The following is a 25,694-nucleotide window of genomic DNA, read 5'->3' as shown; positions in this document are numbered from 1 at the left end:
GCAGGCGGTCCGCCCGGATGCGTCGATCCGTACGGAACCGGTTGCGGGGCTCCGCCTCCGCCCGGTTGGGCGCCCGCACCTCCTCCTCCCGCAGGCTGGGCGCCGGGTGGGGTCGCCGGGCCTGGTGGCGCGGCGGGTGCGATCCCGGGTGGACCCGGTGGCGTCGCCGGACCGGGTGGCGCCGCGGGTGCGATCCCGGGCGGTCCCAGCGGCGCGGCCGGACCTGGTGGGGCGGCGGGTGTCATCCCGGGCGGACCGGGTGGTGTCGCGGGGCCGGGTGGCGCGGCGGGTGCTATTCCGGGCGGTCCCAGCGGTGTGGCCGGACCCGGTGGGGCGGCGGGCTGCATCCCGGGTGTGGGCTGCGGCAGCGTCCCCGCTCCCTGAGCTACCTGACGTCCGTCAGCGCTGCAGCCAGGTGCGCAACATCGTGTAGATGTCGGGGTGGTTGAGCAGGTCGAAGTGGTGCAGGCCCGTCAGCGTCAGGCCCGCGTCGTCGGCGAACGGCAGTCGCCGTCGCCGGCCACGGCCAGAGGCGCTCGACGGGCGCACCAGATGGTCGCCGACGAGTGCGCCGAGGTAGCGCGGTGCTGCCGTGGTCGCGACGAAATGGTATGTGGCCGTGGGTAAGAACGGGACCTCGCGGCACCGGTCGCGCAGGAACTCGTCCGGGTCGGCCTCGGCCCAGTCGTCGTCGAGAACCGCCCCGTAGCGCAGATCCTTGATTCCGTCGCTGCGCAGGTTGAGCAATTCTGCGATCGCTCGGGTCTCGCCGATGCGCGCCAACACCCATGTCGCGGCGTTGACACCCTTCTCCAGATCCGCGCCGAGATGGGGCGACCCGAGGCAGACCACCTGACGGGTGGCGCGGGTCCACCTGCGGTTGTGTTCGTGGCCGTAGTGGCAGGCACTGCGGGCCACCAGACCTCCCATCGAGTGCCCGATCAGCGCGACGTGCCGGACCGGTACCGGCCACACCTCCAGTAGTCGGGTCAAGATCCGGTCGAGCTCATGGCCGTTGGTGGAGATGTGCAGACCCGTGTTGTAGCGGATGTCGACGGCGGTGAACCCGAGATCGTCATGCAGGCGCTGCCCGTAGGGCCGGACGTCGGGGGCAGGGGACGGCCGTGGCGGCCGCTGCCAGGACGACTCTGTCTGGCACAGCCCGTGCACGAACACCGCCAGCGCCTCGGTGGGCCGAGGGAAGGCCTGCGCGACGGCATCCGTGGTGAGCGGGACGGAGCGGCCATGGACCCGCACCGACATGGGCGGCGCCAACGGACTGCCGTGGTCGGCGAGTTCGTCTCCGTAGATGCCGTCGAGCGCACCGATCACCTCGGCCAGCCCGCGGTGTTCGTCGACCGGACGGTCGCCGTCGACCGCCAAGCCGGCCGCGGCCACGGAACTCAGCGCCGGCGGCAGGCGGTGACCTGCCGCCCCGAGCGCGTCGTACACACCGCCGGCGATCGTGTCGTGCACGACGCGTACCGGCGCGCCGACGGGGCCGATGGTGCTGAACACCCGGCCGGCGATGCCCGCGTGTACGCCGCGGATCAGTGCGTTCAGCACCGTGAGACCTTCGGCGGCGACGTCGCCGAGAGCATGCACATCGGCTGGTCGCATGATCGCTCCGAGTTCTCAGTGAACAACTGTTCTCTGAAAGGATAGCGGTCGGCGTCAGGCGGTGATGGTTTCGGTGGAAGTGGCCGCCGGTTGGCGGGTCGGGGTGATCCGGCCCTTCACCCCGTTGACCGACGCGCGGGCCAGCAGTTCCCGGTAGAAGTCGGGTGAGACGACCGGTTCACGGGTGAGCAGGAAACCGCTGAGCCCGGTGGAGTCGGTGACGACGGCCCAGCGGTAGTCGGGGTCGAGGTCGACGATCCAGTAGTTGCCCGGCGGGGTGGCCGACGGGGGACCGAAGAACCGCACGTTGAGTTTGTTGTCGGCGGGGTCGACCGGCAGTGCGGACCCGACGATCGACGACTGCGGCCCGTTGTTGACGAAATAGTTGCCGGAGTTCTCCACCTTGATCGAGCCGTCGGGGTTGAGGCTGTAGACGGCCTTGGTGTTGACCAGGCCGATGGAGAAGAACTGCTTGACGCTGCCGACCTCGTACCAGGTGCCCAGGTACCGGGCGAGGTCGACCACCGGGGGTGGTGCGAGTACGACGGCCGAGGCGTCGCCCATGACGATGTACTGGTCCGGTGCGCCGTAGATGCCGGTGCCGTCGGCCGGTCCGAGCCCCCGGTACATGTCGTTGATCCAGCCGGTGGCAAGGGTGTACGCGGCGGCCGTGTTGCCCGCCGGGGAGAACCCGGTGACCAGCTGCAGCAGGAGGTCGGTGAGGGGAGAGCTGCCGATCAGCGAATCCGAATGTGACCCGCCGGCGAGGGTGACCCCGACGAAGCGCCCCGGCCGTGCCGCCACCAGTTCCGCGGTGGAGGCGCCGTTGCCGTTCCACGACTGGGCCGGCGCCGCGATCTGATAGACGGGGACGAACGGATCGTCGAGTTTCTTCAGCCCGGCGGCCAGGACACCGTTGAAGGCGAAGCCGTCGAACATCACCACCCCGCGCAGGCTTCCGTCACTGGTCGGCTCCGTCGCGTAATAGCCGCCGACGGCAGTGGCGAACCCTCCGCCGGCCGACTGGCCGGAGAGCACGAAGTCGTCGGGCAGCGCGCCCAGGTACCCGGCGGCCAGCGCGCTGGCGGTCAACGACGCCCGGTCGTCGAGGAACATGCTCGCCACCGCCTCCTGCAGCGGTGCCCCGTTGATCCAGCACGCGGAGCAGGCGAGGGGGAACGACGACAGGTTGGGTGCCACGACGATGCTGTTGGTCTGCTGGGCGATGTTCTTGGCCAGGGCGGACACGAAGGCCTTGTTGCCGAGGAAACCGTGCTGTAGCCAGATCACCCCGGTGGCCGCGACCGTGCCGTCGGCCTGGGTCGGCAGGTACCAATCGGCCCGTGTTCGGTAACCGTTGTCGCCCAAGGGGATATCGAGCCGGGAATGCCCGGTCTTGACGCCGGTGACCGGTGCTGCCTGGTCCGGCGTCCGTGCCGCGGCCGGTTCGGCGGGCGTCGCCTCGACGGTGTGGTCGTCGCGCACTGCGGCCGGCTTGTCATGCGTATCCGGTTGTGCGGCAGGAGGATCCGTCGCCTCATCCGGGGTGTCCTCGGTGGCGGCGGAATCCGGGTCTGGGTCGGAGTCTTCACGGGTATCGGCGCCGGTTTCGGCGTCGTTCCGGCGTGTGCCGTGCCGGGGTTTCGCCGCGATGTAGGACGAGCCGCCGGCGTCTTCGGATTCGGCGGCCGGCGTGTCCTGGTCGGCTTGATCGCGCCGGCTGGTCAGGGCGGACTTGCCGGCCGCCGCGGGTTTCGTGGCGGTGGCGGTCGCGTCGGACCGGGTTGTCTGGCTCGACGTGTCGGCGCTGTCGCCGGTGTCGGTGTCGGCGGCCGCCACACCGTGCCCGGCACCGAGTGCGATGCACGCGCCTGCGCCGAAGGCCCCGAGCCAGATCGCCCATCGTTGCGACGTCATCGGCGAACTGTAGCCCCGCTGAGCAGGCAACTCGGGTGAATTTGTTGCGGCGTCAGTATCCGGTCATTTTCTGCCGTGGCCCCGTCGCGGCGGCACCGGATCCGTCCATCGCCCGCATCCGGCCAATGTCGTTGCGGCGCTGACTGTCCCGCACTCTCGGCGGCGAGCGGCCCGTGCTGCGCGCATCGTCGCAGACCAGGACACGCGGCCGGTGCGGATCTGCGATTGCCGGTCAGCTACCGGTGCGGTCGTTTAGGGTGCTGCTGTGCCTGAGATCGATCGTCGTCACGCCATGCTCATGATGGGTCTGGGTGTGGCCGCAGTGGCGAGTCCGCTCGGCTCCGCACACGCCCAACCGCCCGCAACGCCCGAAGAGCCGGCCCCGGCGGCCACCGAGGCGGCCCCACTGATGCTCTTCCAGGACGAATTCAACGGTCCGGCAGGGTCGCCACCGGACCCGGCCCGATGGTTCATCGTCCCGGCGCGCGAGACGATCCGCAACCCCGTCGAATGGGACAAACCGTTCAACATGGGCCGCTATGTCACCGACCAGGAGCACGTCTTCCAGGACGGCAACGGCAACCTCGTCATCCGCGCCACCCGCGGCGAGGGCACCACGATCCAGGAGAAGTACGCCGGCGCCAAGATCATGGGGCTGTGGCGCGGCGGCATCGGCACCACCTGGGAAGCGCGCGTGAAGCTGGACTGCCTCACCGCCGGTGCCTGGCCGGCGTTCTGGCTCGTCAACGAGAACCCGGTCCGCGGCGGCGAGGTCGATCTGGTCGAGTGGTACGGCAACAACGACTGGCCCTCGGGAACCACGGTGCACGCGCGTCTGGACGGTACGTCCTTCGCGACCGACCGCCATCCCGTCGACAGCGCCTGGCATACCTGGCGGATGACATGGCTGCCGTCGGGCATGTACTTCTGGAAGGACTACGAGCCGGGCATGGAGCCGTTCTTCACGGTGCCGGCCAACTCGATCGCGGACTGGCCGTTCAATGATCCCGGGTTCACCATGGTTCCGGTCTTCAACATCGCCGTCGGCGGCTCGGGGGGACGGGAGCCGGCCGGCGGCAACTACCCCGCCGAGATGCGCGTCGACTGGATCCGCGTCTTCGCGAGCTGAGCGGCGGTCCTCGGCAGTAGCCGAGCCGTCACCTGACCATCAAGGACAACCTGCCCCGGTGAAAGAGCTTGCCGCGGTAGACATCATCATCCCGTTCCTGCGTTCGACGCTCGATCGGGGCCGCCCCCACGGCGCCGGATAGGCCGACGGCCCCCTCGTCGCCGAGGGGGCCGTGGCTTCTGTCGGTACTGCTTGTGGGTACTGCGGGACTAGTCGTCGCTGCCGGAGCTGCTGTCCGAACCGCTGTCCGAACCGGAATCCGATGCGCCCGAGTCGGACTTGTCGGTGGAGTCGGACTTGTCAGCGGCCGCGCTGGAGCGGGTCGACTGGCTGGGCTTGCCGGACTTACGGGTTCCCTCGGCCGCGTCATCGTCCTTCGACCCGGCGTCGGCGTCAGCGTCGGCCTTGTCGTCGGCCGGGACGGCGGGAGCGGTGGTCTCGGTGCCCTCCTCGTCGGTGCCGGCGGTGGCGTCCTCGCTGACCGGCGTCTCCGTGGCTTCCTCCTCGACCACCGGTGCCGCCTCCTCGGCGACCGGGGCGACCTCGGCGGACTGCTCGCCCTCGACGGTCGCGGTGGCGGGCGCGACCTCCAGGGTGTAGCTCCGGGCCAGCGTGGTGACCGTGTCGTCCGCGGCCAGGGTGGCGGTGGCCGGCGGGGTCCACGGCGCACCCGGCACCGGATCAGGCTGCAGGGCCTCGGCGATCGCCTTCGGGATACCCGACAGGATGTTGACGATGGCGCTGGTCGCGTTGATCAGGCCGGGGAACTGCTCGCAGGCGTTGCCCGTGCACTCGGGGTTGACGTAGCCGTTGAGGAACGTGTTGAGCATGACGCCGGGGGCGTTGACCAGCGCACGGACCAGGCCCGCACCGTCGCCTTCCTTGACCGCGGCCGAGACCGCGTCGGCGAGCAGCGCGAACTCGAACGCGACGCCCATGAAGGGGCCGAGCACCGACTTGGTGATCTCGTTGACGATCGAGTTGCGATCGAAGATGACCTTGACGACCTGCTGGAAGTTCAGCGCCATCTGGTCCGGGATGCCCATGTTGCCCTGCGGGTTGCGCTGGCTCGGGGCCTGCGACCAGAAGGCGTTGTACAGCGGCGCGCCGATGTTCAGCGAATAGACGAACGACCGGTTGATGCGATCCCACGCGTCGGCGTACTCACCGTTGCGCAGGTGCTCGGCGGCCTGCTCGAACAGGGCCTTGCCGTTGGCGCCGGTCCACCACGAGTTCATCGCGGCCGGAATGCCGGCCAAGCCGCTGAGGATCTTCTGGCCGTAAGCCAGCTGGTTGGCGGCGAGCTGGTTGATGATCGGGAACGGATCCGAGGCGAAGACCTGGAACAGGTTGGCGATATTGGCGCCGGACTCGCTCAGCAGGTTTCCGTACACGGCGGAGGTGTCGCTGCCGTAGGTCGGGTACGCGGAGGCGGTCAGTTCCACCATGTGGTTGGCGACGTAGTTGGCGGCCTTGACGTCGACCACCGGCGACACCGGCGTGATGGCGATCGCGCTGGCGCCGACGACGGCGACGCCGGCAGCGAGGAACTTGCTGACGCGCGGCTTCGACGGGGCGGTCATCGAGCCCGTTTCGAGGGCGGGAGCTGAGAGCACTTGATCTCCTGGTCTAAGTAACTGAAGGCTTGCCTAACTTGGCAGCGAGACCGTAACTGAAGAGAACATGAGTAACAATGCCTACGTCTCACCTGCGGTGATGTTGGTCAGGGGTCGTGTGGCCGAGAGAAACCTGAGAATTTACTCAGAAGCGGCCACGTAGCTGACGCTCATTTCACGAATTCGTGATTGGCGTCAAAATGTCGACGAATTTCGATGGCGGAAAAGGTAGCTCCCCACCGCCGGCGATTCTCTGGAAAAGTCAGCAAACACATCGAGAGGGTCGATCGCGGCTCTACCTGTGTAATTAGGATTGGCTAACCTAACTAAGCGAACCGAATTACTCCGGGTGACTGCCGGCGAAATTCGGAGCATGGACGTTGCGGGAGCCCCTCGCGCAGTGCTCCGACGACTTCGTTTCAATGCTTTTGACTTTGCGAATCGCGAGGGTGAAGTCGGAATTGGCCGATGCTGACCCGTAGTCGAGTGTGACTCTCATCACAGGCCGGTCGTCGCCGCGGGCCGCGCGCTCCGACACCGCAGAGCGGGCCTTCGGCCCTTCTGGCCTTAGGTCACGTCACGGCGAGTTCGAGCCGTTCGAGGCGCCGGACGAGCAGGCTCGGCAGCCAGCGGCCGGTGTCGACCGCCTCGATGTGTGAGGTGCGATCGAGAAGGTGCTCGAGCACGACGCCGGCTTCCAGCCGGGCCAGCGCCGCGCCGACGCAGAAGTGGGCGCCCTTGCCGAAAGTGATGTGTCCCTTCGCGCCGGTGCGGTCCAGGCGGAATTCGTTGGGGTCGTCGAAGTGTGCCGGGTCGCGGTTGGCCGCTCCCCACAACAGAAGAAGTCGTGAGCCTGCCGGGAGGTCCACACCGCCCAGCGTGATGTCGTCGACGACGTGCCGGTAGTGGCCGCGAAACGGCGGCTCGAAGCGCAGGGCCTCTTCGAGGAACGCGCCGCGCAGTTCGGGGTGGGCGCGGACCTGTTCCTGGATGTCGGGACGGGTGGCCAAAAGCCAAGCCGCCGAACCGATCAGCGAGGCAGTGGATTCCCCGCCCGCACTGAACAGGATGATCATCATCATCTGGGCGGCGATGTCCTCCAACTCGCCACGCGCACATGCCATCGCGAGGTCACCCAGCAGGTCGTCGCGTGGATCGGCGGCGGCCCGTTGGAACTGGTCGGCGATGTACTGCGCGAGCTCCATCACCGCGATGCCGGCGGTCGCCAGTTGGTCCTGGCTGACCAAACCCTCGACCATCTGGGTGGCTGCGTAGCCCCACCGCACGAGCTGGTCGGTGTCGGAATCGGGGACGCCGATGATGCGCGCGACGATCATCATCGGCAGGCGGTTGGCCATCGCGCCCATCCACTCCAGGCGCCCCTGGTCCGCCGAGGCATTCCACAGCTGGTCAGCGGTGTCGGCGATGAACGGTTCGAACGCGCGAATCCGCTTGGCCGCCATCTGCGGAAGCAGCGCCTTGCGGTGCACGGCGTGCGCGGGTTCGTCCGCGGTGGCGAGCACGTGGCTCGGGCCGCCGAGGCCGTCCATCTCGAAGGTGCCGACGCCGACACCGGGCTCGTAGGTCATGGTCCCGGTCAGATTCGACGAGAAGTCGTCGGGGCGCGCGATCACGTCGTTGACCGCATCCCAGCCGCACACCGCGTAGAAACCCGATTGACCGATCCGATGCACCGGCCCGGTGTCCAGCATCTGCCGGTAGAGCGGATAGGGGTCCTGGATGTACGCGTCGTCGAACAGCTGGATGCCGAGATCGTCCTTGGCCATCGTCACCTGTTCACGCTGGGCGACGGTGCCGCACTGCGTCAATGAGGTGGCGGGAAGTCGACACCGAGATGTCCCGCTGCGGTCTCGATCTGTCTCACCGCGAGGTCTCCACCTGCGTGTTCTGTGAGATTTGCAGTGCGCTTTGTCTCAGCGCTGCGACGATAGGGTTCGTCCGTCTGAAGGGGGAGGCATGGCCCACGGCGACTGGCTCATCGGCGGAGAGCGGCGCGCCGCCGCCGCGGACCGGATCTATGCCGCCGCCACCGAACTTGTCGTGCGCGACGGGCTCGACGCTCTCGACATCGATGCATTGGCCGAGCGGGTGCACTGCTCGCGGGCGACGGTCTACCGCTACGCGGGCGGCAAGGCGCAGATCCGCGATGCGGTGTTACTCCGCATGGCGGCGCGGATCGTGGAGTCGGTGCGCGACGCGGTCAGCGGGCTTAGCGGAACGGAGCGCGTCGTCGAGGCGATCGTCGTTGCGCTGCAACACATCAGGTCGGACCCGATGCGGCAGATGATGCTGGGGCTCAGTGCGGGCCGTGACCTGACCGAGCTGATGTCATCGCCGGCCCTCGGCGCTCTCGCGGTCGAACTCACCGGCATCGCCGACGACGATCCGGAGGCCGCGCAGTGGATCGTGCGGCTGGTGCTGTCGCTGGCGTACTGGCCGATGGGGGATAGCGACGCCGAGCGTCGGGCGGTCGAGAGGTTCATCGCGCCGGCGTTCGGCTGAGGGGCGGTGGAGCCGATGACGGGAATCGAACCCGCGTATTCAGCTTGGGAAGCTGATGTTCTGCCATTGAACTACATCGGCCTGTTCGATCAGGAAGGCTAGCACTTGGCGGCCCGTCGGCGTGGAGGTGGCCGCAACCGTTGCCGCGCGACCTTCGAAGGCCGCCCGCCGACCGCGCGATCCGCGACGACGCACCCGCCAGCTGCCCCTGACCGAGCCCGGTGCGGATACTCTCGACCGGTGCTGCTCTCCGACCGCGACATCCGGGCCGAGATCGATGCCGGAAGGCTCGGCATCGAACCGTTCGACGACAGCCTGATCCAGCCTTCGAGCGTGGACGTCCGCCTCGACAGCCTCTTCCGTGTCTTCAACAACACCCGTTACACGCACATCGATCCCGCGCAGCGTCAGGACGACCTGACCAGCCTGGTCGAGCCCAAGGAGGGCGAGCCGTTCGTTCTGCACCCGGGCGAGTTCGTGCTCGGCGCGACCCTGGAACGCTGCACGCTGCCCGACGACCTCGCGGGCCGTCTGGAGGGGAAGTCCTCACTGGGTCGGCTGGGGCTGCTCACCCATTCGACAGCCGGCTTCATCGACCCCGGGTTCACCGGCCACATCACCCTCGAGCTGTCCAACGTGGCGAACCTGCCGATCACGTTGTGGCCGGGCATGAAGATCGGCCAGCTGTGCCTGCTGCGCCTGACCAGTCCCGCGCAACACCCCTACGGCAGCAGCCAGGTCGGCTCGAAGTATCAGGGCCAGCGCGGCCCCACCCCGTCGAAGTCGTATCAGAACTTCGTCAAGACCAACTGAGCAATTTCGTCACAGACGGATGACGATCGGCGCGGGTAGTGTTTCCCTCACCGGCGTCTCCGGTTTCGTACCGCGCGTTCCGGCTCAAGCTTCAACCGCTGTCAGCTAACAGCGCGAGGTGTAACACCGCAGCTGGCGGCGCCGATGAAGTATCTAGTTGCCGGCTCGCCGTGCGTATTTCGGGGTGGTCGGTCACCAGGCAGCAGCAAAGTTTTTGGAGGGGTCAGTGGACATCGTATTAGGTGTGTCGATGACACCTACCACGGTGCGCATGGTGCTGGTCGAGGGCGAGAAAGCCGACGGGGTCACCGTCGACCACGACACCTTCGAGGTCGGCACCGACGACGGTTCGGCAAACGCCGCGCAGCACGTCGTCTCGGCGGTGCTCGGTACCAAGGAGAGCGCGGAGACCGGCGGGCACCACCTCAAATCCATCGGTGTCGCATGGAGCGACCACAACGAGGCCACCGCACTGCGCGACGCGCTGGCCGCGGCCGGCATCGACGACGTCATGCTCGTGGCCGAAAGCCACGCCGCGTCCTCGCTGGCGCAGGCCGTCGGCCGCGCGGTCGGGTACGACACCACCGCTCTGCTGTTCGTCGACCGCGACACCGCGACGCTCTCGGTGGTGCGGACCGACGACGGTTCCGTGGTCAAGGTGCTCAGCCGGACCCTGCACAGCGCCGACGCGATGGCGGTGTTCACCGAGCTGGCCGCCGCAGCCGCTGCACAGGACTCCCCGCCGCAGGGCATCTTCATCGTCGGCTCCGGCGTGGACGTCAGCGCGGTCAAAGCCCATCTCGACCACCACGTCGAACTCCCGGTCCATGCTCCAGAGGACGCCGACCTGGCGCTGGCCCGCGGCGCCGCCCTCGCGTCGGCGTCGGCGCCGGCGTTCGAAGCCACCACGGTCGGGCTGGCGTACTCCCAGGATCCCGACGGCCCGACGGCCGGCTCGCTGGTCGCCGGGCTCGCCGGCGTGGACACCCCGCTGGGCGCCGAGACGGTCGACGAGTTCGCCCCGACCGAGCTGCGGCCCGTCGACGACGAACGAAAACCGTTCCTGCTCGTGGGCAGTGCGCTGACCTCGTTGTTCGTCGTCGGCGTTGTGGCCCTTGTGATCTCGCTGGCCATCACGATCCGACCGACCGCCGACCAGCGGCCCAGCCCGGCCCAGGCCGCGATCGTGCCCAGCACCCAGGCGCCCGCTCCGGACCCGGCCCCCGCCGAGCAGCAGGCCGCCACCGTGCCGCCCCCGCCGTCGACCGCGGAGACGATCAAGCCACCGGTGCCGGTCGCGCAAGAGGCGCCACAGCAGGCGCCGCGCACCGTCTACGTCGAACAGGCGCCCGCACCCGCGCCGGCCGCGGCTCCGGCTCCCGCCCCGGCGGCACCCGCGCCCGCCCCGGCTCCGGTACCCGCGGCGCCTCCGGTGGTCGCGCCGGTTGTCCTGCCGCCTCCGGTGGTGGTGCTGCCCCGGCCGCAATGGAACTCACCGCGGTGGACCTGGCCCAACCAGCGTCCCGACGAACCGGACCTGGACGACCAGACTCCGTGGCAGCCGCAGAAGCCGCCCACCACCAGGCCCCCGGTGACCCAGATTCCGCAGGTGCCCCAGATACCGCAGGTGCCTCAGGTTCCGCAGGTCCCGAAGACGCCGCAGTGGCCGTCCGGCCCGCAGTGGCCCGGCGCCGGCTCCGGGTCGGGCGCCGGTTCCGGGTCGGGCAGCAGCGGCCGCGGTGACAGCGGCAGCAGCCGCGGTGACAGCAGCAGCGGCCGGGGCGGCAGCAGCCGGGGCAGCGGTGTTCCCGGTGACATCAACGGCGACGGTTGCTTCCTGGTGTTCTGCGCACCCGGGCGTTAGCGATCGACACCTGACGTTGGCCTGACGCTCAACGACGCGTCGGCTTCAGCTCACCCCGACCGGGTACTGATGGCGGTATGCGTTGCACCGTCTTCGGAACCGGCTACCTCGGCGCCACCCACGCCGCCGGGATGGCCGAACTCGGCCACCAGGTCATCGGGGTCGACACCGACGCGGGCAAGGTGGCCAAACTGGCCGCCGGTGAGGTCCCGTTCTACGAGCCGGGGCTCCCGGACATGCTGCGGCGCAACATCGAAGCGGGCCGGTTGCGCTTCACCACCGACTATGCCGAGGCGGCCGAATTCGCCGACGTGCATTTCCTCGGCGTCGGGACGCCGCAGAAGAAGGGCGACTTCAGCGCCGATCTGCGGCACGTGCACGAAGCCGTCGACACCCTGGTCCCGCTGCTGCGCAGACCTGCGGTGATCGTCGGCAAGTCGACCGTGCCGGTGGGCACCGCCGCAGACCTGGTCGAGCGGGCCGCGGGCCTCGCTGCGGACGGCGTCACCGTCGAGGTGGCGTGGAATCCGGAGTTCCTGCGCGAAGGGCTCGCCGTCCAGGACACCCTGCACCCCGACCGCATTGTGCTTGGGGTGCAGAAGGGTTCCCGGGTCGCCGAGAAGGTGCTCCGGGAGCTGTACGCGCCGTTGCTGGCCGACGGCGTCCCGTTCCTGGTCGCCGACCTGCAGACCGCCGAGCTCGTCAAGGTCGCGGCGAACGCGTTCCTGGCCACCAAGATCTCGTTCATCAACGCGATCGCCGAGGTGTGCGAGGCCGCCGACGCCGACGTCACGCTGCTGGCCGACGCACTGGGCTACGACGACCGCATCGGCCGCCGATTCCTCACCGCGGGACTGGGATTCGGTGGCGGCTGCCTCCCCAAGGACATCCGGGCGTTCATGGCCCGCGCAGGCGAGCTCGGCGCGAACCAGGCGCTGACCTTCCTGCGCGAGGTCGACAGCATCAACATGCGCCGCCGCACCCGGATGGTCGAACTGGCCACCACCGCCTGCGGCGGATCGCTGCTCGGCGCCAACATCGCGGTCCTGGGCGCGGCGTTCAAACCTGAATCCGACGACGTCCGCGACTCACCCGCACTCAACGTCGCCGGCCTGCTGCAACTACACGGCGCGACCGTCAACGTCTACGACCCCAAAGCGACGGAGAACTCCCGCAGGCTGTTCCCGACGCTGAACTACTCCACCACCGCCTCGGAGGCGTGCGAACGCGCCGACGCGGTGCTGGTGCTCACCGAATGGAGCGAGTTCGTCGGGATGGACCCCGGTGAGCTGGCCGCCACCGTCCGGGCCAAAGTGATTGTCGACGGCCGCAATTGCCTCGACATCGACCGATGGCGCGATGCGGGCTGGCAGGTCCACGCACTCGGCCGTAACCTCGGGCCCGCGGAGGTGGGCGGGTAGCGTCGCGGCATGTCCGTCTACGCGCTGAACCTGTTCGACGTCGCCGACCGCGACGAGTACCTGGCCTACTCAAAACGCTCACCCGCCGAGGTCGCCAAGCACGGCGGACGCGTCGTCGCGCTGGGGCGGTTCCGCGAATCGGTCACCGGCGACATCGCGCCGCGCACCGTGCTGATCCTGGTCGAGTGGGAATCGAAGGACGCGTTCGACGGGTACTGCAACGACCCCGAACTGGCCGAACTGCACGCGCACCGGGAGAACGGCTCGTCGTCCTACGTCTGGCACCTGTTCGACCGGTTGGACGACCTGCGGCCCCTGCTTAAGGTGAACTGATGGCGGCCAATTCTCTGCGGCAACGTATCCGGTGGGTGGCGCTGCACGGCGTCATCCGCGGGCTGGCGAAGTTCACCGCCCGGCGCAGCGGAGATCCGCAGGCCCGGCTGATCGCCGATCCGGCCGTGCGTGCCGACCCTGGCGCGTTCGCCGACGAGGTCCGCAGCCTCGGCCGCGTGGTGAGGTGCCGTGTGGTGCTGGTGACCGTCGACCACCAGGCGGCCAACGAGATCCTCCGCTCGGACGACTTCCGGGTGTCCTCGCTCGGCGGCGGTCTGCCCAAACCGCTGCAGTGGGTCAACCAAAAGACCCATTCCGGGCTGCTGCACCCGATCGAACCGCCGTCGCTGCTGTCGATCGAGCCGCCCGACCACACCCGCTGCCGCAAGCTGGTGTCCTCGGTGTTCACCACCCGCGCGGTCAACGGGCTACGCGACCGGGTCCAGCTGACCGCCGACCGACTTCTCGACGATCTCGAACGCGAATCCGGCGTGGTCGACATCGTCGAGCGCTACTGCTCGCAACTGCCCGTCGCGGTGATCAGCGACATCCTCGGCGTACCCGAACGCGACCGCGAACAGATCCTGCGGTTCGGTGAACTGGGTGCGCCCAGCCTCGACATCGGATTGTCCTGGCGGCAGTTCCAGCAGGTGGAGAAGGGCCTGGTCGGTTTCAACGCGTGGCTTCGCGACCACATGGAGGAGCTGCGCCGCAACCCCGGCGACGACCTGATGAGCCAGCTGATCCAGGCCAGCGCCGACGCCGACGACGCCGGCCGGCTCTCCGAGCGGGAACTGCAGGCCACCGCCGGGCTGGTGCTGGCCGCCGGCTTCGAAACCACTGTGAACTTGCTGGGCAACGGGATTCGGATGCTGCTCGACGACCGCGGGCACCTGGACACACTCGCCGAACGGCCCGAGCTGTGGCCGAACGCCGTCGAGGAGATCCTGCGGCTGGATTCGCCGGTGCAGATGAGCGCGCGCTACGCCCGCCGCCCCGTCGAGGTCGCCGGAACGCCGATCGAACGCGGTGAGCTGGTGATCGTGCACCTCGCCGGGGCCAACCGCGACCCGCAGGTGTTCACCGATCCGCACCGGTTCGACATCGAACGCGACAACGCGGGCAGGCACCTGTCCTTCTCCGGCGGCAGGCACTTCTGTCTCGGTGCCGCGCTGGCCAGGGCCGAGGGCGAGGTCGGGTTGCGCACGTTCTTCGAGCGGTATCCCGACGCCCGGCTGGCCGGATCGGGGCAGCGCCGCGACACCAGAGTCTTACGGGGATGGTCAACCTTGCCGATCACACTCGGTACCGCCCGCGCCGCGCTAGGTTCGTAGGGGTGGACTTCCGAGCAGCACTGCTCGAGCAGACTCGAGCCTTCGGTGACCTGATCCGATCGGCAGACCCGGCCACGCCGGTGCCCACCTGCGGGGAGTGGACCCTCAAACAGCTGTTCCGGCACGTCGGCCGCGGAAACCGTTGGGCCGCACAGATCGTCAGCGAGCGGCGGACCGATCCGCTGGACCCCCGCGACGTGCGCGACGGCAGACCGCCCGAGGACCCGGACGCGGCGATCGACTGGTTCGTCGGCAGCGCGCAGGCGATGATCGACGCCGTGGACCGGGCCCGCCCCGACACCAAGGTGTGGACGTTCGTCGGGCCGCGCCCGAGCGGGTGGTGGCTGCGCAGGCGCCTGCACGAGGTCCTGGTGCACCACGCCGACGCCGCGCTGGCGCTGGGCGCCGACTTCGAGCCGCCGCCCGACCTGGCCGCCGACAGCATCAGCGAATGGATCGAACTGGCTGCCAGTAGCCGGCATGCCACGCCCCCGCTGGACCGGCACAACTCCATCCACCTGCACGCCACCGACGACAAGCTCGGCCCGACCGGGGAGTGGACCATCGTGCACGACGAGGACGGCATCTGGTGGTCCCACAACCACGGCAAGGGCAGCGTCGCGCTGCGGGGACCCGCGACCGGACTGCTGCTGGCCCTGACACGCCGCACGCCCGCGGACACGGCCGGGCTGGAGGTGTTCGGTGACGCCGAGGTGTGGGACGCGTGGCTGGAGCGCACCCCGTTCTAGCGGGCGCGCCGCCTAAGCTCGACTCATGACCACATCGGAGCTGGCCACCGTCCTCGCCTGGCACGACGCGCTCAACGACCGCGACATCGACACGTTGCTGTCGCTGTCCAGCGAGGACATCGAGATCGGCGACGCCCACGGCGCCGCGCAGGGACATGCCGCGCTGCAGCAGTGGGCGCAGTCGCTCGACGAGCGGGTCGAACCCGGCCGCATCTACGTCCACGACGGGGTCGTGGTCGCCGAACAGCAGATCGTCTCCGTCACCGGCGAGACCGGCGCCGCGGCATCGGCGTTCCGGGTGGTGCACGACCACGTCACCTCGGTGTTCCGCCACCCCGACCTGGCGGCCGCGCTGGCCGCCACCGACCTCGACGAAGCGGATCTGTCCGGCTGATGCGCGGCATCGTGCTGGCCGGGGGATCGGGCACCAGGCTGTATCCGATCACGCTGGGTGTCAGCAAGCAGTTGATGCCGGTGTACGACAAGCCGATGATCTACTACCCGCTCTGCACGTTGATGATGGCGGGAATCCGCGACATCCTGGTGATCACCACCCCACAGGACGCCCCGGATTTCCGCCGCCTGCTCGGCGACGGCTCGGCGTTCGGGATCAACCTGACCTACGCGGTGCAGGACGAGCCGGACGGGCTCGCGCAGGCGTTCGTGATCGGAGCGTCGCACATCGGCTCCGAATCCGTCGCACTGGTGTTGGGCGACAACATCTTCTACGGCCCCGGCCTGGGGACCAGTCTGCAGCGCTTCCACGGCGTCCGCGGCGGAGCGATCTTCGCGTACTGGGTGGCCAACCCGTCGGACTACGGTGTCGTCGACTTCTCACCCGACGGCACCGCGCTGTCGCTACAGGAGAAACCTGCCGCCCCGGCATCGCACTACGCGGTGCCCGGGCTGTACTTCTACGACCACGATGTCGTCGAGATCGCCCGCGGGCTAACGAAATCCGCGCGCGGCGAGTACGAGATCACCGAGATCAACCAGACGTATCTGGAACAGGGCCGGCTCAGCGTCGAGGTGCTGGCGCGTGGCACGGCGTGGCTGGACACCGGCACCTTCGACTCGCTGCTCGACGCCGCCGATTTCGTGCGCACCATCGAGCGGCGGCAGGGACTGAAGATCAGCGTGCCCGAAGAGGTGGCTTGGCGCCTCGGCTACATCGACGACGACGCCCTCGAAGAGCGGGCGCACACGCTGCTCAAATCCGGCTACGGAGCTTATCTGCTCGAGTTGCTGCAGCGCTGATTCCCGCGGTACCCGGGCTCTCCCGCGGTTCTGTGCTGCGCGCCACAATTGTAAACATTGGTCTATAGGTCTTGTTTTTAGTTCTTTAGGCCCTTACGCTCCTGTCAGTTCAGTGACTCACGTCACCATCGACGAAAGGCAGGCTCTGTATGGCGCTCCGTTCAGACCCACCGGCGCAGGTCGCCGCCCCCGAGTCCGGGGAGGGGCACACCCTCAAGCGGGGCGCCATCGGACTGGCAGGCGTGGTGTTCATGGTGGTGGCGTTCTCGGCGCCGATCACCGCGATGACGGGCAACCTGCCGGTGGCGGTCGGTTTCGGCAACGGGCTGGGCGCCCCGGCGGGCTTCATCATCGCCACCGTCGTGCTGAGCATCTTCAGCGTCGGATTCATCGCTCTGGCAAGGCATATCACCGCTGCCGGAGCGTTCTACACGTTCGTTTCCCGAGGCTGGTCGAAGATTCCCGGCCTGCCCGCCGGGGTGATGTCGATGTTCACCTACATGACGATGGAAGCCGGTCTCATCGGCATCTTCTCCGTCTTCGTCGACCAGGCGGTCTCCGCGCAGTTCGGTATCGACCTGCCGTGGCTGGTCTACGCGGCGATCGGCGTGATCGTCATCGCCACCCTGTCGCATTGGGACATCTCGGTGGCGGCCAAGGTGCTGGGTGCGGTGCTGGTCGCCGAGATCGTGATGCTGAGTCTGACCGCCACGGCGTCACTGATGCATCATCCGGAGGGTATGAGCTGGGAGTCGCTGAACCCGGTGAGCGCGTTGAGCACCAACGGGGTCGCCGGCGGCGTGGTGGGTCTGGGCCTGCTGATGGCGTTCTGGTCGTGGGTGGGGTTCGAATCCACCGCGATCTACGGCGAGGAATCGAAGAACCCCAAGAAGATCGTCCCGCAGGCCACCATGATCGCCGTCATCGGGATCGGCGTGTTCTACACCTTCATCGCGTGGGGCATGATCGTGGGCAACGGACCCACCAAGGCGGTCGAACTGGCCTCCGGCGCAACACCGTTCGACCTGATCTACGCACCGACCCAGCAATATCTCGGGCAGTGGGCGATCGTCGTCTTCGAGTGGCTGATGATCGGCGGTTCGTTCGCCTGCGCGCTGGCCATCCACAATTCCGCCGCCCGTTACCTGTTCGCCTTCGGGCGTGACGGGCTGCTGCCCCGTCGCCTCGGGGAGGCGCACCCCAAACACGCGTCACCGTATGTCGCGTCGCTGGCCCAGAGCGTGTTCGCCGCCATCGTCCTGATCGTGTGCGCGGTCAGCGGCGCGGACCCCTACGCCGTGTTGTTCGTGCTGGTGGCGATCCTGGCCACGCTGTGCCTGTTGACCGTGCAGACGATGTCGTCGATCGCCACGGTGGTGTACTTCCACGTCAAGAAGCAGCATCCGGAGACCGCCAGCTGGTGGCGCACCCTGGCTGCTCCGATCATCGGCGGTGCCGGGATGGTCTACGTCATCTACCTGATGGCCTCGAACATGTCCGCGGCCGCTGGAACCGCCTCGGAGACACTGTTCTTCAAGTTGATCCCGTACATCCTGCTGACACTGCTGTTCGGGTCGATCGCGGTGGCGCTGTACTGGCGCAAGGCCAAGCCGGAGCTCTACGCGCGGATCGGGTCCACCGTGTTCGACGACAAGCCCACCGACTGATGTCCCGCGCCCGCACCGCAGCCTCAGCGCTTGAGCCAGCTCTCCAGGGTGTTCCGGGTGTCGTTGATGTGAGCCTCCATCCGCGACGCGGCCAACTCGGGATCGCGTTCCTCGATCGCCTCGAGGATCGATTCGTGAAAGTCGTTGGCATTGGGCTCCAGACGACCGAAGATGGCGCCCACCGGAAGCCACATGCGGCGGCGGGCATCACCGACGGCATCGAGCAGGCGGTCGTTCTGGGCCGCCTGCGCGATGCCCATGTGGAAGGCCGTGTCCAGGGTCTGGAACTCGATGGTGCGCTGGGCGGACTGCTCCTGCAGGGCGACGTTCAAGGCGTCCTCCATGCCGCCGAGGAGTTTGCGCAGATCGGCCAGGTCGATCGCGCGGCGACGGGTGGCGGCCAGCCGGGTGGCACCGGTTTCGACCACGATGCGGTAGTCGAAGGCGTCGCGGATGGCCCGCTTGTTGCGGCGTAACTCGCGGCGCATCTCGGCGGGGTCGACGTGCGGAGCCTGCACGGTGAACCCGCCGCCGCGGCCGCGGCGCACCGCGATCAGCCCTTCGCGTTCCAGGACCGCGACCGCGGTGCGGACCGTGGTTCGGGACACGTCGAGCATTTCGGAGAGTTCACGTTCGGTGGGTAGCCGGTCACCGGGCCGGAACTGGCCCAGTTCCAGCGCGCGGCGCATCTGGTCGACTACGAGCTCGTGGGCCGGGATCTGCCGGACCGGGCTCAGCGCCGACGGGCGTTCCGCACTCATGTGGAGCCCCCTTTCGTTTGCCAGCACGGTACCGTACCGGCCTTCGTAAGAGGGTTTTGTCCAGCCCTTTAGACCAAAGAACGCACCGAACGGGCCGGCGCCAAATAAAAGAACTAAAAACTTGACCAATAGGTCTTTATCGACAAAACTGACGATCAGTTCGTGATTCGAGTCACCAGCCGAGAAGGGTTGAGGCGTTGGGAAACAAAGTCATCGTGACCGGCGGGGCCGGGGTCATCGGGCAGGCGATCTGCCGCAGACTGCTGCAGAGCGGGTATGTACCGGTGGCGGCCGACCTCAAGGGCGCCGTCGAGGCCGTGGACTTCGGCCGCGACGGCCTGGAGGGCACCGTGCCCCTGGTCATGGACGTCACGGATCGCGCTGACGTCGATTCGGCGGTGGCTTCGACGGTCGACGACGGCGAGACGCTCTACGGCCTGGTCAATTGCGCTGGCATCCTGCGGGATTCGTTCCTGGGGGAGATCGACGAGGCCAAGCTCGAGCTGATGTTCCAGGTGAACATCGCCGGCATGGCCAGGGTCACCGACGCCGTGGCGCCGCTGCTGACCGAGGGCAGTGCCATCGTCAACGTCGGCAGCCTGACCGGACACTTCGGCCGGTTCCGCGGAGCGTCGGTCTACGGAGCAACCAAGGCCGGTATCGCCGCCTACACGCGTTACATCGCCGAAGAGCTTGCCCCGCGGGCGATTCGGGTCAACAACGTCGCCCCAGGGGTGATTCGCGCGCCGATGAGCCCCTCCATGGCGAGGGTGTCCGGGGGCGAGGAGGTCAGTGCGTCCTATGCGATGCTCAAGCGCATCGGTGAGCCCGAGGAGGTGGCGGAGGCCGTCGAGTTCCTGCTCTCGCCGCGTGCCTCGTTCATCACGGCACAGACCCTGCTGGTGGACGGCGGTGTGGTCGCATGGTGAGCGCCACCGATCTGGGCACCGATCCCGCTCTCGGGTTCACGACCGTCGAGCAGGCCAACGCGCTGGCATTCGAGCGGCTCGACGCCGCCGACCCCTGGGTGGTCGACGTGGCCGCGGCCCGCGACGTGCTGCCGGGATACCGCGACAATCTGGTGCTCACCTCCGGAGCGCCGATGGCATGGTCGGAGTACACCGGCGGGCAGCGTGAGGCGCTGATCGGCGGGGCGCTGTTCGAGGGACTCGCGGACAGCCGGGAGGACGCGATCGCGGGATTCGACTCCGGACGCATCGAGGTCGGCGCCTGTCAGGACTACGCCGCCGTCGGATCCCTGGCCGGCATCTACACCGCGTCCATGCCGGTGTTCGTGGTGGAGAACCGCGCCCACGGAAACCGGGGCTTCTGCAACTTCTACGAGGGTAAGGAACCCCGCCGGCTGAACTACGGCTGTTATGACGAGGGTGTCCACCAGCGTCTGCTGCACGTCAACACCGTGCTCGCACCCGTGGTCGGGGAGGCGATCCGCCGCCGCGGCGGGATCGCGCTCAAGCCGCTGATCGCGCGTGCGCTGCGGATGGGTGACGAGGTGCACAGCCGCAACGCGGCGGCCTCCATCCTGTTCAACCGGGAAATCATGCCCGCTATCCTCGACATGTGCGACGATCGAGTGCCCGGCGTCCGCGAGACGATGCTTCACCTCGCTGAGAACGACTACTTCTTCCTGCGGCTCTCGATGGCAGCGGCCAAGGCCTCTGCCGACGCGATGGTGGTGCCCGGGTCGACGCTCGTGTCCGCGATGGCGTTCAGCTGCCGGGGCTTCGCGGTGAAGCTCGCCGGGCTCGGCGACACCTGGTTCGAGGGCCCACCCCCGATCCACCAGGGCAAGCTGTTCGCGGGGCACACCGAAGACGAGATCACCTGGATGGGCGGCGAGTCCCCCATCACCGAGACGGTGGGCCTCGGCGGCTTCGCCCAGGCGTGTGCGTTGTCGCTGCAGGAGTACCAGGGCGGGTCGCCCCAGGTGATGATCGAGCGCAACCTGGAGATGTACGCGATCACCCACGGCGAGAACAGCACCTATCGCATCCCGCAGTTCGCCTTCCGGGGCACCCCGACCGGTATCGATGCGCGCAAAGTCCTCGCGACCGGGGTGCTGCCGGTGATGGACGTCGGCCTGGCCGGCCGCGACGGCGGACAGATCGGCGCGGGCGTGATCCGCGCGCCCCGGGAGTGCTTCGCCGATGCGCTCGCCGAACACCAGCGTCGTTTCGGTCCGCGATGAGCGCCGCCGTGCCGCCTCCCAGCCTGCCGCTCACCTTCAGCGGGGGCGACGCGCTGGTGACCGGCGCCGCGTCGGGTATCGGCGCGGCGATCGCCCGCACGCTGATGTCGGCGGGGGTTCGCACGATCCGGATGGATCTCCAAGCGCCACAACCCGATCCCGATTTCCCTGCTCATCTGCAGGCCGGGGTGGCGCTCGACGTGCGGGAACCGGACCTGCTGGACAAGTTGTCCGGTGCCGCACCCGAGAACGTGGCATACCTGGTCAACTGCGCAGGCGTGATCGACGATACGGGCTTCTCGGGCGTGGACCGCGCGCTGTGGCTGCGCTGCCTGGAGATCAACCTGATGGGTGCCTACAACACCATCGACGCGCTGACCCCGGTGTTGCGCCGCGCGTCGCCGGCCGCCGTGGTGAACATCAGCTCGATCGAAGCGGGGCGCGTGGTCGCGCTGTCCAATCCCGATCCGAGCCCGCAGTATGCGGCGTCCAAGGCGGGGCTGCAGATGCTGACACAGAGCGCGGCGCGTGCGCTCGCCGCCGACGGGGTGCGGGTCAACAGCGTCTCACCGGGATTCGTCGCCACGCCGATGGCCGCCGCCCACGGCGACACCACCGAACTCCCGCCGGCACTCGCCCCTCGGGTGCCGGCGGGGCGCTTCGCGGCGCCCGCCGACATCGCGCACGCCGTCGCCTTCCTACTCAGCGACCAGGCCGCCTACATCACCGGCAGCGACCTGCGCGTCGACGGAGGTTTCCAGCTCACATGACCGAGACCGAGACCGCCACCGTGGTGGCCTACGAACCGGCGCTGGGGCGCCCGGCACGCGTCGGCACCTGGAATGAACTGGCCAAGGGGACATTTCGCGTCGCCACCGAGCACCTGGAGCGCGGCGACTGGCGGGCCGCGGCGGAACTGGTCGAGATCTCGGTCACCGAAGCCGAGGAACTGCGCGACGTGTACGAACGGTGGCCGATGTCGATCCGGGCATGGATCGAATCACACGGTGTGGCACAAGATCTCGTCGACGAGGCGGCGTCCCGTCTTACCGCACTGATCGGCCGGCGGGCCATGGACGGTATCGAAGCGCAGTGGCCGGAGTTCGTGGCCGCGGTCGGCGAGGCCGCCACCGCCTGCCGCGAGCAGCGACCGGACGCCGCGGCGGCGATCGAGGCGGCCCGCTCGGTCTGGCAGGGCGTACACGATCGCGCGGTGGACCGGGTCAGCGGCCTCATCGACATCGCCGTGCGGACCGTCGGCGAACACGCGCTGGGCGCCCTGTGGGATGCGTTGATGGCCGACTGGTACGACGTGCACGAGCGACGCTACGCGCTGAGCAACCAACCGTGGGAAACCTCCGCCCACCAGCTCATGATCGCGATCGTCGACGGCTTCCACGCCCATCTGGCCGGTACCGGCCGGCAGGGCGACATCGAGATCATCACCGAGCCCACCCGGGTCGGATTCCGGTTCGCCCCGTGCGGATCGGGAGGGCGCAGCCTGGACGCACGCATCACCGAAGGCGCCCCGAGAGCCGCCGGCCCGTACGGATTCGCCGTGACCACCGAGCGCCACGACTGGGCGTGGAACACGGTCGGCATCTGCAGCTACTGCGTGCACTGCTGCCTGCTCAACGAGGTGATGCCGATCGACCGGCTGGGATTCCCCACCCGGGTGATCGACGCGCCCACCTGGAACCCGGACAACCCGGTCACCGAGTGCACCTGGTGGGTCTACCGCGACCCCGCCGATGTTCCCGACCACGTATACGAGCGGGTCGGACGTAGTCCCTCCCGCAGACCGACCCGACGAGGAGACGTGTGATGCCGGTGGCGATGACACAACTCGAGGTGCCCGACTACGACCTCGGAATCCGGGGAAAGCTGGTCCGCAGCGAGAAGACCGTGAACCCGACCAGCCTGTCGTTCTGCACCATCCTCTACGGACTCTCCGTCGCCGACGAGGTCACCGACACACCGGTCAGCAACGCCGCCAACGGATATCCCGACGCGCTGCTCACCCCCGACGAATCGACCCGGGTCGAGTTGCCGTGGCGCCCGGGCACCGACGCGGTGATCGCCGACATGGTCGGCGCCGACGGGACACCGGTCGAGATGTCGCCGCGCCACTGCCTGCGCGCGCTCGTCGACCGCTACGCCGAACGCGGCCTGGAACCGGTGCTGGGTTTCGAGTACGAGTTCTGGTTGTTCCAGGACGGCCCGACGGCGGCCGACGCACGCCGGCCGCTGGGCTCCACCGAGAGCGCCTACTCGCTCACCCGGGTCGCCCAGTCCCACAGCCTGGCAACCGAATTCATCGACCGCATGCATGCCGTCGGTGTCGAGATCGAGATGTTCCACACCGAGCTGGGGCCGGGGTTCTTCGAGTTCACGATGGCGCCGGCTCCGGCGTGCCAGGCGGCTGACTCCGCGGTCCGGGCCCGTCAGTATCTGCGCGACCTGTGCGCCGAACGCGGTCTGCACGCCAGCTTCATGGCAAAACCCTACGGCGACAAGTCCGGTGCGGGTGGTCACGTGCACTCCAGCTTGAATCGGGAGGGGGTGAACGTCTTCTCCGACGGCCACGGTGCGCTGTCCGGCGACGCCACCCGATACCTGGCCGGCCTGCTCGCAGGCATGGCCGACACCACCGCACTGTTCAACCCGTACGTGAACTCCTACAAGCGCATCGATCCGGAGATGTTCACCCCGACCGCGGCCACCTACGGCTATGACGATCGCGGTGCGGCCTGCCGGGTGATCCTCAACGACACGAAATCCGCTCGGGTGGAGCATCGTAGGCCGGGCGCCGATACCAGCCCCTATCTGGCGGCGTCGGCGCTGCTGGCCGCGGGTCTGCACGGTCTGGAGAACGATCTCGGGTTACCACCCGCAGATGAGGAGCCGGTGCCACTGCCCGGCGACCTGTCGACCGCACTGGACGCCTTCGAGCATTCGCCGTGGCTACCCGATCTGCTCGGCAAGGCGTTCTGCACGTCGTTCGCCGCCACCCGCCGTGCCGAAGCCGACCGCTATGCGCAGTGGCTGCGCACCAACATCACGTCCTGGGAACTCACCCGCCACCTGGAGCATCAATGACCGACGAATCAACCCTCCTCGACCTCGACCAGTTCGAGAAGCTCGCCGCGACCGGAGAGATCAACACGGTCGTGTGCGCCACCCCCGACCCCTACGGTCGCCTCGTCGGCAAGCGGCTGACGATCCCGGCGTTCCGGTCGCTTGGCCTCAGCGGCGCCGGGATCAACGCCAGCAGCTTCATCTTCGCGGTCGACCTGGAGATGAACCCGCTGGATTTGCCCGTCTCCAACGCGGACAACGGATGGGCCGACATCCGTCTGGTCCCCGACCTGACCACGCTGCGGCGGGTTCCCTGGGAGCCGCACGCGGCACTGGTCATCTGTGATGCCTACGAAGCGGATTCGGACACCATGCTGGCGGTGGCCCCCCGCACCATCCTGCGACAGCAGATCGAGCGGGCGCGCGAACAGGGCCTGGCGTTCAAGTTCGCGTCGGAGCTGGAGTTCTTCCTTGCCGCCACCCCGCCCCGGCAGGCCTGGGAGCTGGGCTATCAGAACTTGAAGATGTTGTCGGACTACCGCTCTGACTATCAGATGGTCCAAGCCGGCCGTGACGACTGGTTCATCGAGCGGATCCGCAACCAGATGCCCGGCTTCGGTGTCTCGATCGAATCGTCGAAGCCGGAGTGGGGGCTCGGACAGCAGGAAGTCACCCTCGACTACTGCGACACGCTGGAGATGGCCGACCGGCACGTGCTGTTCAAGTACGGGGTCAAGCAACTCGCCCACGCCGCGGACCTGACGGTGACCTTCATGGCGAAACCGAAGATCGACGACGTCGGTTCCTCCTGCCATCTGCACGTCAGTATGTGGTCCTCGGACGGCAGCCCGTTGAGCTGGTCGGCCGACACAGCCGGGATGTCCGCGAAGTTCGGGTCGTTCGTCGCAGGCCAGTTGACCCACGCCGCCGACATGACGCTGCTGCTGGCCCCGACGGTCAACTCCTACAAGCGGTTCCAGCCCGACCAGTTCGCCGGCACCGCGATCGCGCTCGGCGCCGACAACCGTTCGTGCGCGTTCCGGCTGGTGGGTAAGGGTCCGTCCTTCCGCGTCGAGAACCGCATCCCCGGTGGTGACGTCAACCCCTATTACGCGTACTCGGCCACCATCGCCGCCGGGCTCGACGGGATCGCGCGCGAACTAGCCGCACCCGACATCTTCGACGGCAATGCCTGGACCGGTACCGGCGTGCCGATCGTCCCGACCTCGTTGCATCAGGCGCTGCGCCTGTTCGAAGAGTGCAAGATGGCCCGCGCGGCGCTCGGAGACGACGTGTTCGACCACCTGCTGTCGTCGTCCCGAAGCGAACTGGTCGCATTCGACTCGCACACCGTCACCGACTGGGAGATGCGCCGCTACTACGAACGCGTGTGACCCGAACCG

The 25,694-nt window shown here is 68.3% G+C and carries 22 protein-coding genes and 1 tRNA gene; 17 read left to right on the top strand and 6 right to left on the bottom strand.

From position 1 onward, the window contains the following. Positions 1 to 399 precede the first annotated feature (399 nt). Positions 400 to 1,620, bottom strand: a complete 1,221-nt coding sequence (locus NTM_RS04510; protein ID WP_163765579.1) for an esterase/lipase family protein — start codon at positions 1,618 to 1,620, stop codon at positions 400 to 402. A 54-nt stretch (positions 1,621 to 1,674) separates the two neighbouring features. Then, a complete protein-coding gene (locus tag NTM_RS04505; RefSeq protein ID WP_163765578.1) occupies positions 1,675 to 3,537 on the bottom strand; it encodes a lipocalin family protein in 1,863 nt (620 codons plus the stop codon). A 274-nt stretch (positions 3,538 to 3,811) separates the two neighbouring features. Between NTM_RS04505 and NTM_RS04500 the strand changes: the two genes are divergently transcribed. Further along, positions 3,812 to 4,666, top strand: a complete 855-nt coding sequence (locus NTM_RS04500) for a glycoside hydrolase family 16 protein (RefSeq protein WP_163769367.1) — start codon at positions 3,812 to 3,814, stop codon at positions 4,664 to 4,666. 209 nt (positions 4,667 to 4,875) lie between these two features. Here NTM_RS04500 and NTM_RS04495 read toward each other — a convergent pair whose 3' ends face one another. Together NTM_RS04495 and NTM_RS04490 are read right to left on the bottom strand one after the other, a co-directional pair. Next, positions 4,876 to 6,282 carry a hypothetical protein gene (locus tag NTM_RS04495; protein WP_163765577.1) on the bottom strand — a complete coding sequence of 469 codons (1,407 nt, stop codon included), beginning with the start codon at positions 6,280 to 6,282 and terminating at the stop codon, positions 4,876 to 4,878. Positions 6,283 to 6,854: 572 nt separating this feature from the next. After that, complete coding sequence (locus NTM_RS04490; RefSeq protein ID WP_104862153.1) at positions 6,855 to 8,069, bottom strand: cytochrome P450; 1,215 nt, start codon at positions 8,067 to 8,069, stop codon at positions 6,855 to 6,857. 190 nt (positions 8,070 to 8,259) lie between these two features. On the opposite strand from NTM_RS04490, the gene NTM_RS04485 reads away from it, so the two are divergent. Beyond that, positions 8,260 to 8,805 (top strand): TetR/AcrR family transcriptional regulator, encoded by a 546-nt coding sequence (locus NTM_RS04485; RefSeq protein ID WP_104861647.1) that lies wholly within the window; start codon positions 8,260 to 8,262, stop codon positions 8,803 to 8,805. A gap of 7 nt (positions 8,806 to 8,812) precedes the next feature. Here NTM_RS04485 and NTM_RS04480 read toward each other — a convergent pair. Further along, a tRNA-Gly gene (locus NTM_RS04480) sits at positions 8,813 to 8,886 on the bottom strand. Positions 8,887 to 9,045: 159 nt separating this feature from the next. On the opposite strand from NTM_RS04480, the gene dcd reads away from it, so the two are divergent. The 9 genes from dcd to NTM_RS04435 all read left to right on the top strand — a co-directional run bounded on the left by dcd (position 9,046) and on the right by NTM_RS04435 (position 18,243). After that, positions 9,046 to 9,618 carry a dCTP deaminase gene (gene dcd, locus NTM_RS04475; protein ID WP_083142338.1) on the top strand — a complete coding sequence of 191 codons (573 nt, stop codon included), beginning with the start codon at positions 9,046 to 9,048 and terminating at the stop codon, positions 9,616 to 9,618. Positions 9,619 to 9,844: 226 nt separating this feature from the next. Then, the gene (locus NTM_RS04470; RefSeq protein ID WP_163765576.1) at positions 9,845 to 11,482 is read left to right on the top strand and encodes a DUF7159 family protein; all 1,638 of its coding nucleotides are present in this window, start codon (positions 9,845 to 9,847) and stop codon (positions 11,480 to 11,482) included. Between the two features lie 77 nt (positions 11,483 to 11,559). After that, positions 11,560 to 12,903: a UDP-glucose dehydrogenase family protein gene (locus NTM_RS04465; protein ID WP_163765575.1), complete on the top strand. Its 1,344-nt coding sequence runs from the start codon at positions 11,560 to 11,562 to the stop codon at positions 12,901 to 12,903. Between the two features lie 9 nt (positions 12,904 to 12,912). Next, complete coding sequence (locus tag NTM_RS04460; RefSeq protein ID WP_083142335.1) at positions 12,913 to 13,236, top strand: DUF1330 domain-containing protein; 324 nt, start codon at positions 12,913 to 12,915, stop codon at positions 13,234 to 13,236. Further along, complete coding sequence (locus NTM_RS04455) at positions 13,236 to 14,570, top strand: cytochrome P450 (protein WP_163765574.1); 1,335 nt, start codon at positions 13,236 to 13,238, stop codon at positions 14,568 to 14,570. The genes NTM_RS04460 and NTM_RS04455 overlap by 1 nt, the downstream gene beginning before the upstream one ends. Positions 14,571 to 14,572: 2 nt before the next feature. Beyond that, positions 14,573 to 15,319, top strand: coding sequence for a maleylpyruvate isomerase family mycothiol-dependent enzyme (locus NTM_RS04450; protein ID WP_163765573.1), 747 nt, complete (start codon positions 14,573 to 14,575; stop codon positions 15,317 to 15,319). Between the two features lie 25 nt (positions 15,320 to 15,344). After that, positions 15,345 to 15,713, top strand: coding sequence for a nuclear transport factor 2 family protein (locus tag NTM_RS04445; protein WP_104861664.1), 369 nt, complete (start codon positions 15,345 to 15,347; stop codon positions 15,711 to 15,713). Continuing rightward, on the top strand, positions 15,713 to 16,576 hold the full coding sequence (gene rfbA / locus NTM_RS04440) for a glucose-1-phosphate thymidylyltransferase RfbA (protein ID WP_163765572.1): 864 nt from the start codon (positions 15,713 to 15,715) through the stop codon (positions 16,574 to 16,576). The genes NTM_RS04445 and rfbA overlap by 1 nt, the downstream gene beginning before the upstream one ends. 149 nt (positions 16,577 to 16,725) lie before the next feature. Further along, positions 16,726 to 18,243: an APC family permease gene (locus NTM_RS04435; RefSeq protein WP_163765571.1), complete on the top strand. Its 1,518-nt coding sequence runs from the start codon at positions 16,726 to 16,728 to the stop codon at positions 18,241 to 18,243. A 23-nt stretch (positions 18,244 to 18,266) separates the two neighbouring features. On the opposite strand, the gene NTM_RS04430 is transcribed toward NTM_RS04435, so the two are convergent. Then, positions 18,267 to 19,004, bottom strand: coding sequence for a FadR/GntR family transcriptional regulator (locus NTM_RS04430; protein WP_104861667.1), 738 nt, complete (start codon positions 19,002 to 19,004; stop codon positions 18,267 to 18,269). A gap of 197 nt (positions 19,005 to 19,201) precedes the next feature. On the opposite strand from NTM_RS04430, the gene NTM_RS04425 reads away from it, so the two are divergent. From NTM_RS04425 to NTM_RS04400, 6 genes are read left to right on the top strand one after another with little or no spacing between them, the layout of a single operon-like run. Beyond that, positions 19,202 to 19,933 carry an SDR family NAD(P)-dependent oxidoreductase gene (locus NTM_RS04425; protein ID WP_104861668.1) on the top strand — a complete coding sequence of 244 codons (732 nt, stop codon included), beginning with the start codon at positions 19,202 to 19,204 and terminating at the stop codon, positions 19,931 to 19,933. Next, on the top strand, positions 19,927 to 21,213 hold the full coding sequence (locus NTM_RS04420; protein WP_163765570.1) for a YlbE family protein: 1,287 nt from the start codon (positions 19,927 to 19,929) through the stop codon (positions 21,211 to 21,213). The genes NTM_RS04425 and NTM_RS04420 overlap by 7 nt, the downstream gene beginning before the upstream one ends. After that, complete coding sequence (locus NTM_RS04415) at positions 21,210 to 21,983, top strand: SDR family NAD(P)-dependent oxidoreductase (RefSeq protein ID WP_163765569.1); 774 nt, start codon at positions 21,210 to 21,212, stop codon at positions 21,981 to 21,983. Before NTM_RS04420 ends, NTM_RS04415 begins: the two co-directional genes overlap by 4 nt. Further along, positions 21,980 to 23,038 carry a hypothetical protein gene (locus NTM_RS04410; RefSeq protein WP_163765568.1) on the top strand — a complete coding sequence of 353 codons (1,059 nt, stop codon included), beginning with the start codon at positions 21,980 to 21,982 and terminating at the stop codon, positions 23,036 to 23,038. Before NTM_RS04415 ends, NTM_RS04410 begins: the two co-directional genes overlap by 4 nt. Further along, entirely contained in the window at positions 23,038 to 24,312 is a 1,275-nt protein-coding gene (locus tag NTM_RS04405; protein ID WP_104861672.1) for a glutamine synthetase family protein, read from the top strand. The genes NTM_RS04410 and NTM_RS04405 overlap by 1 nt, the downstream gene beginning before the upstream one ends. Further along, complete coding sequence (locus NTM_RS04400; protein ID WP_163765567.1) at positions 24,309 to 25,685, top strand: glutamine synthetase family protein; 1,377 nt, start codon at positions 24,309 to 24,311, stop codon at positions 25,683 to 25,685. Before NTM_RS04405 ends, NTM_RS04400 begins: the two co-directional genes overlap by 4 nt. The last annotated feature ends 9 nt before the right edge of the window (positions 25,686 to 25,694 follow it).

The sequence above is a fragment of the Mycolicibacterium parafortuitum genome (assembly GCF_010725485.1).
In the GTDB taxonomy this organism is placed as follows: Bacteria; Actinomycetota; Actinomycetes; order Mycobacteriales; family Mycobacteriaceae; genus Mycobacterium.
This window is presented reverse-complemented; position numbering and strand designations above follow the sequence as displayed.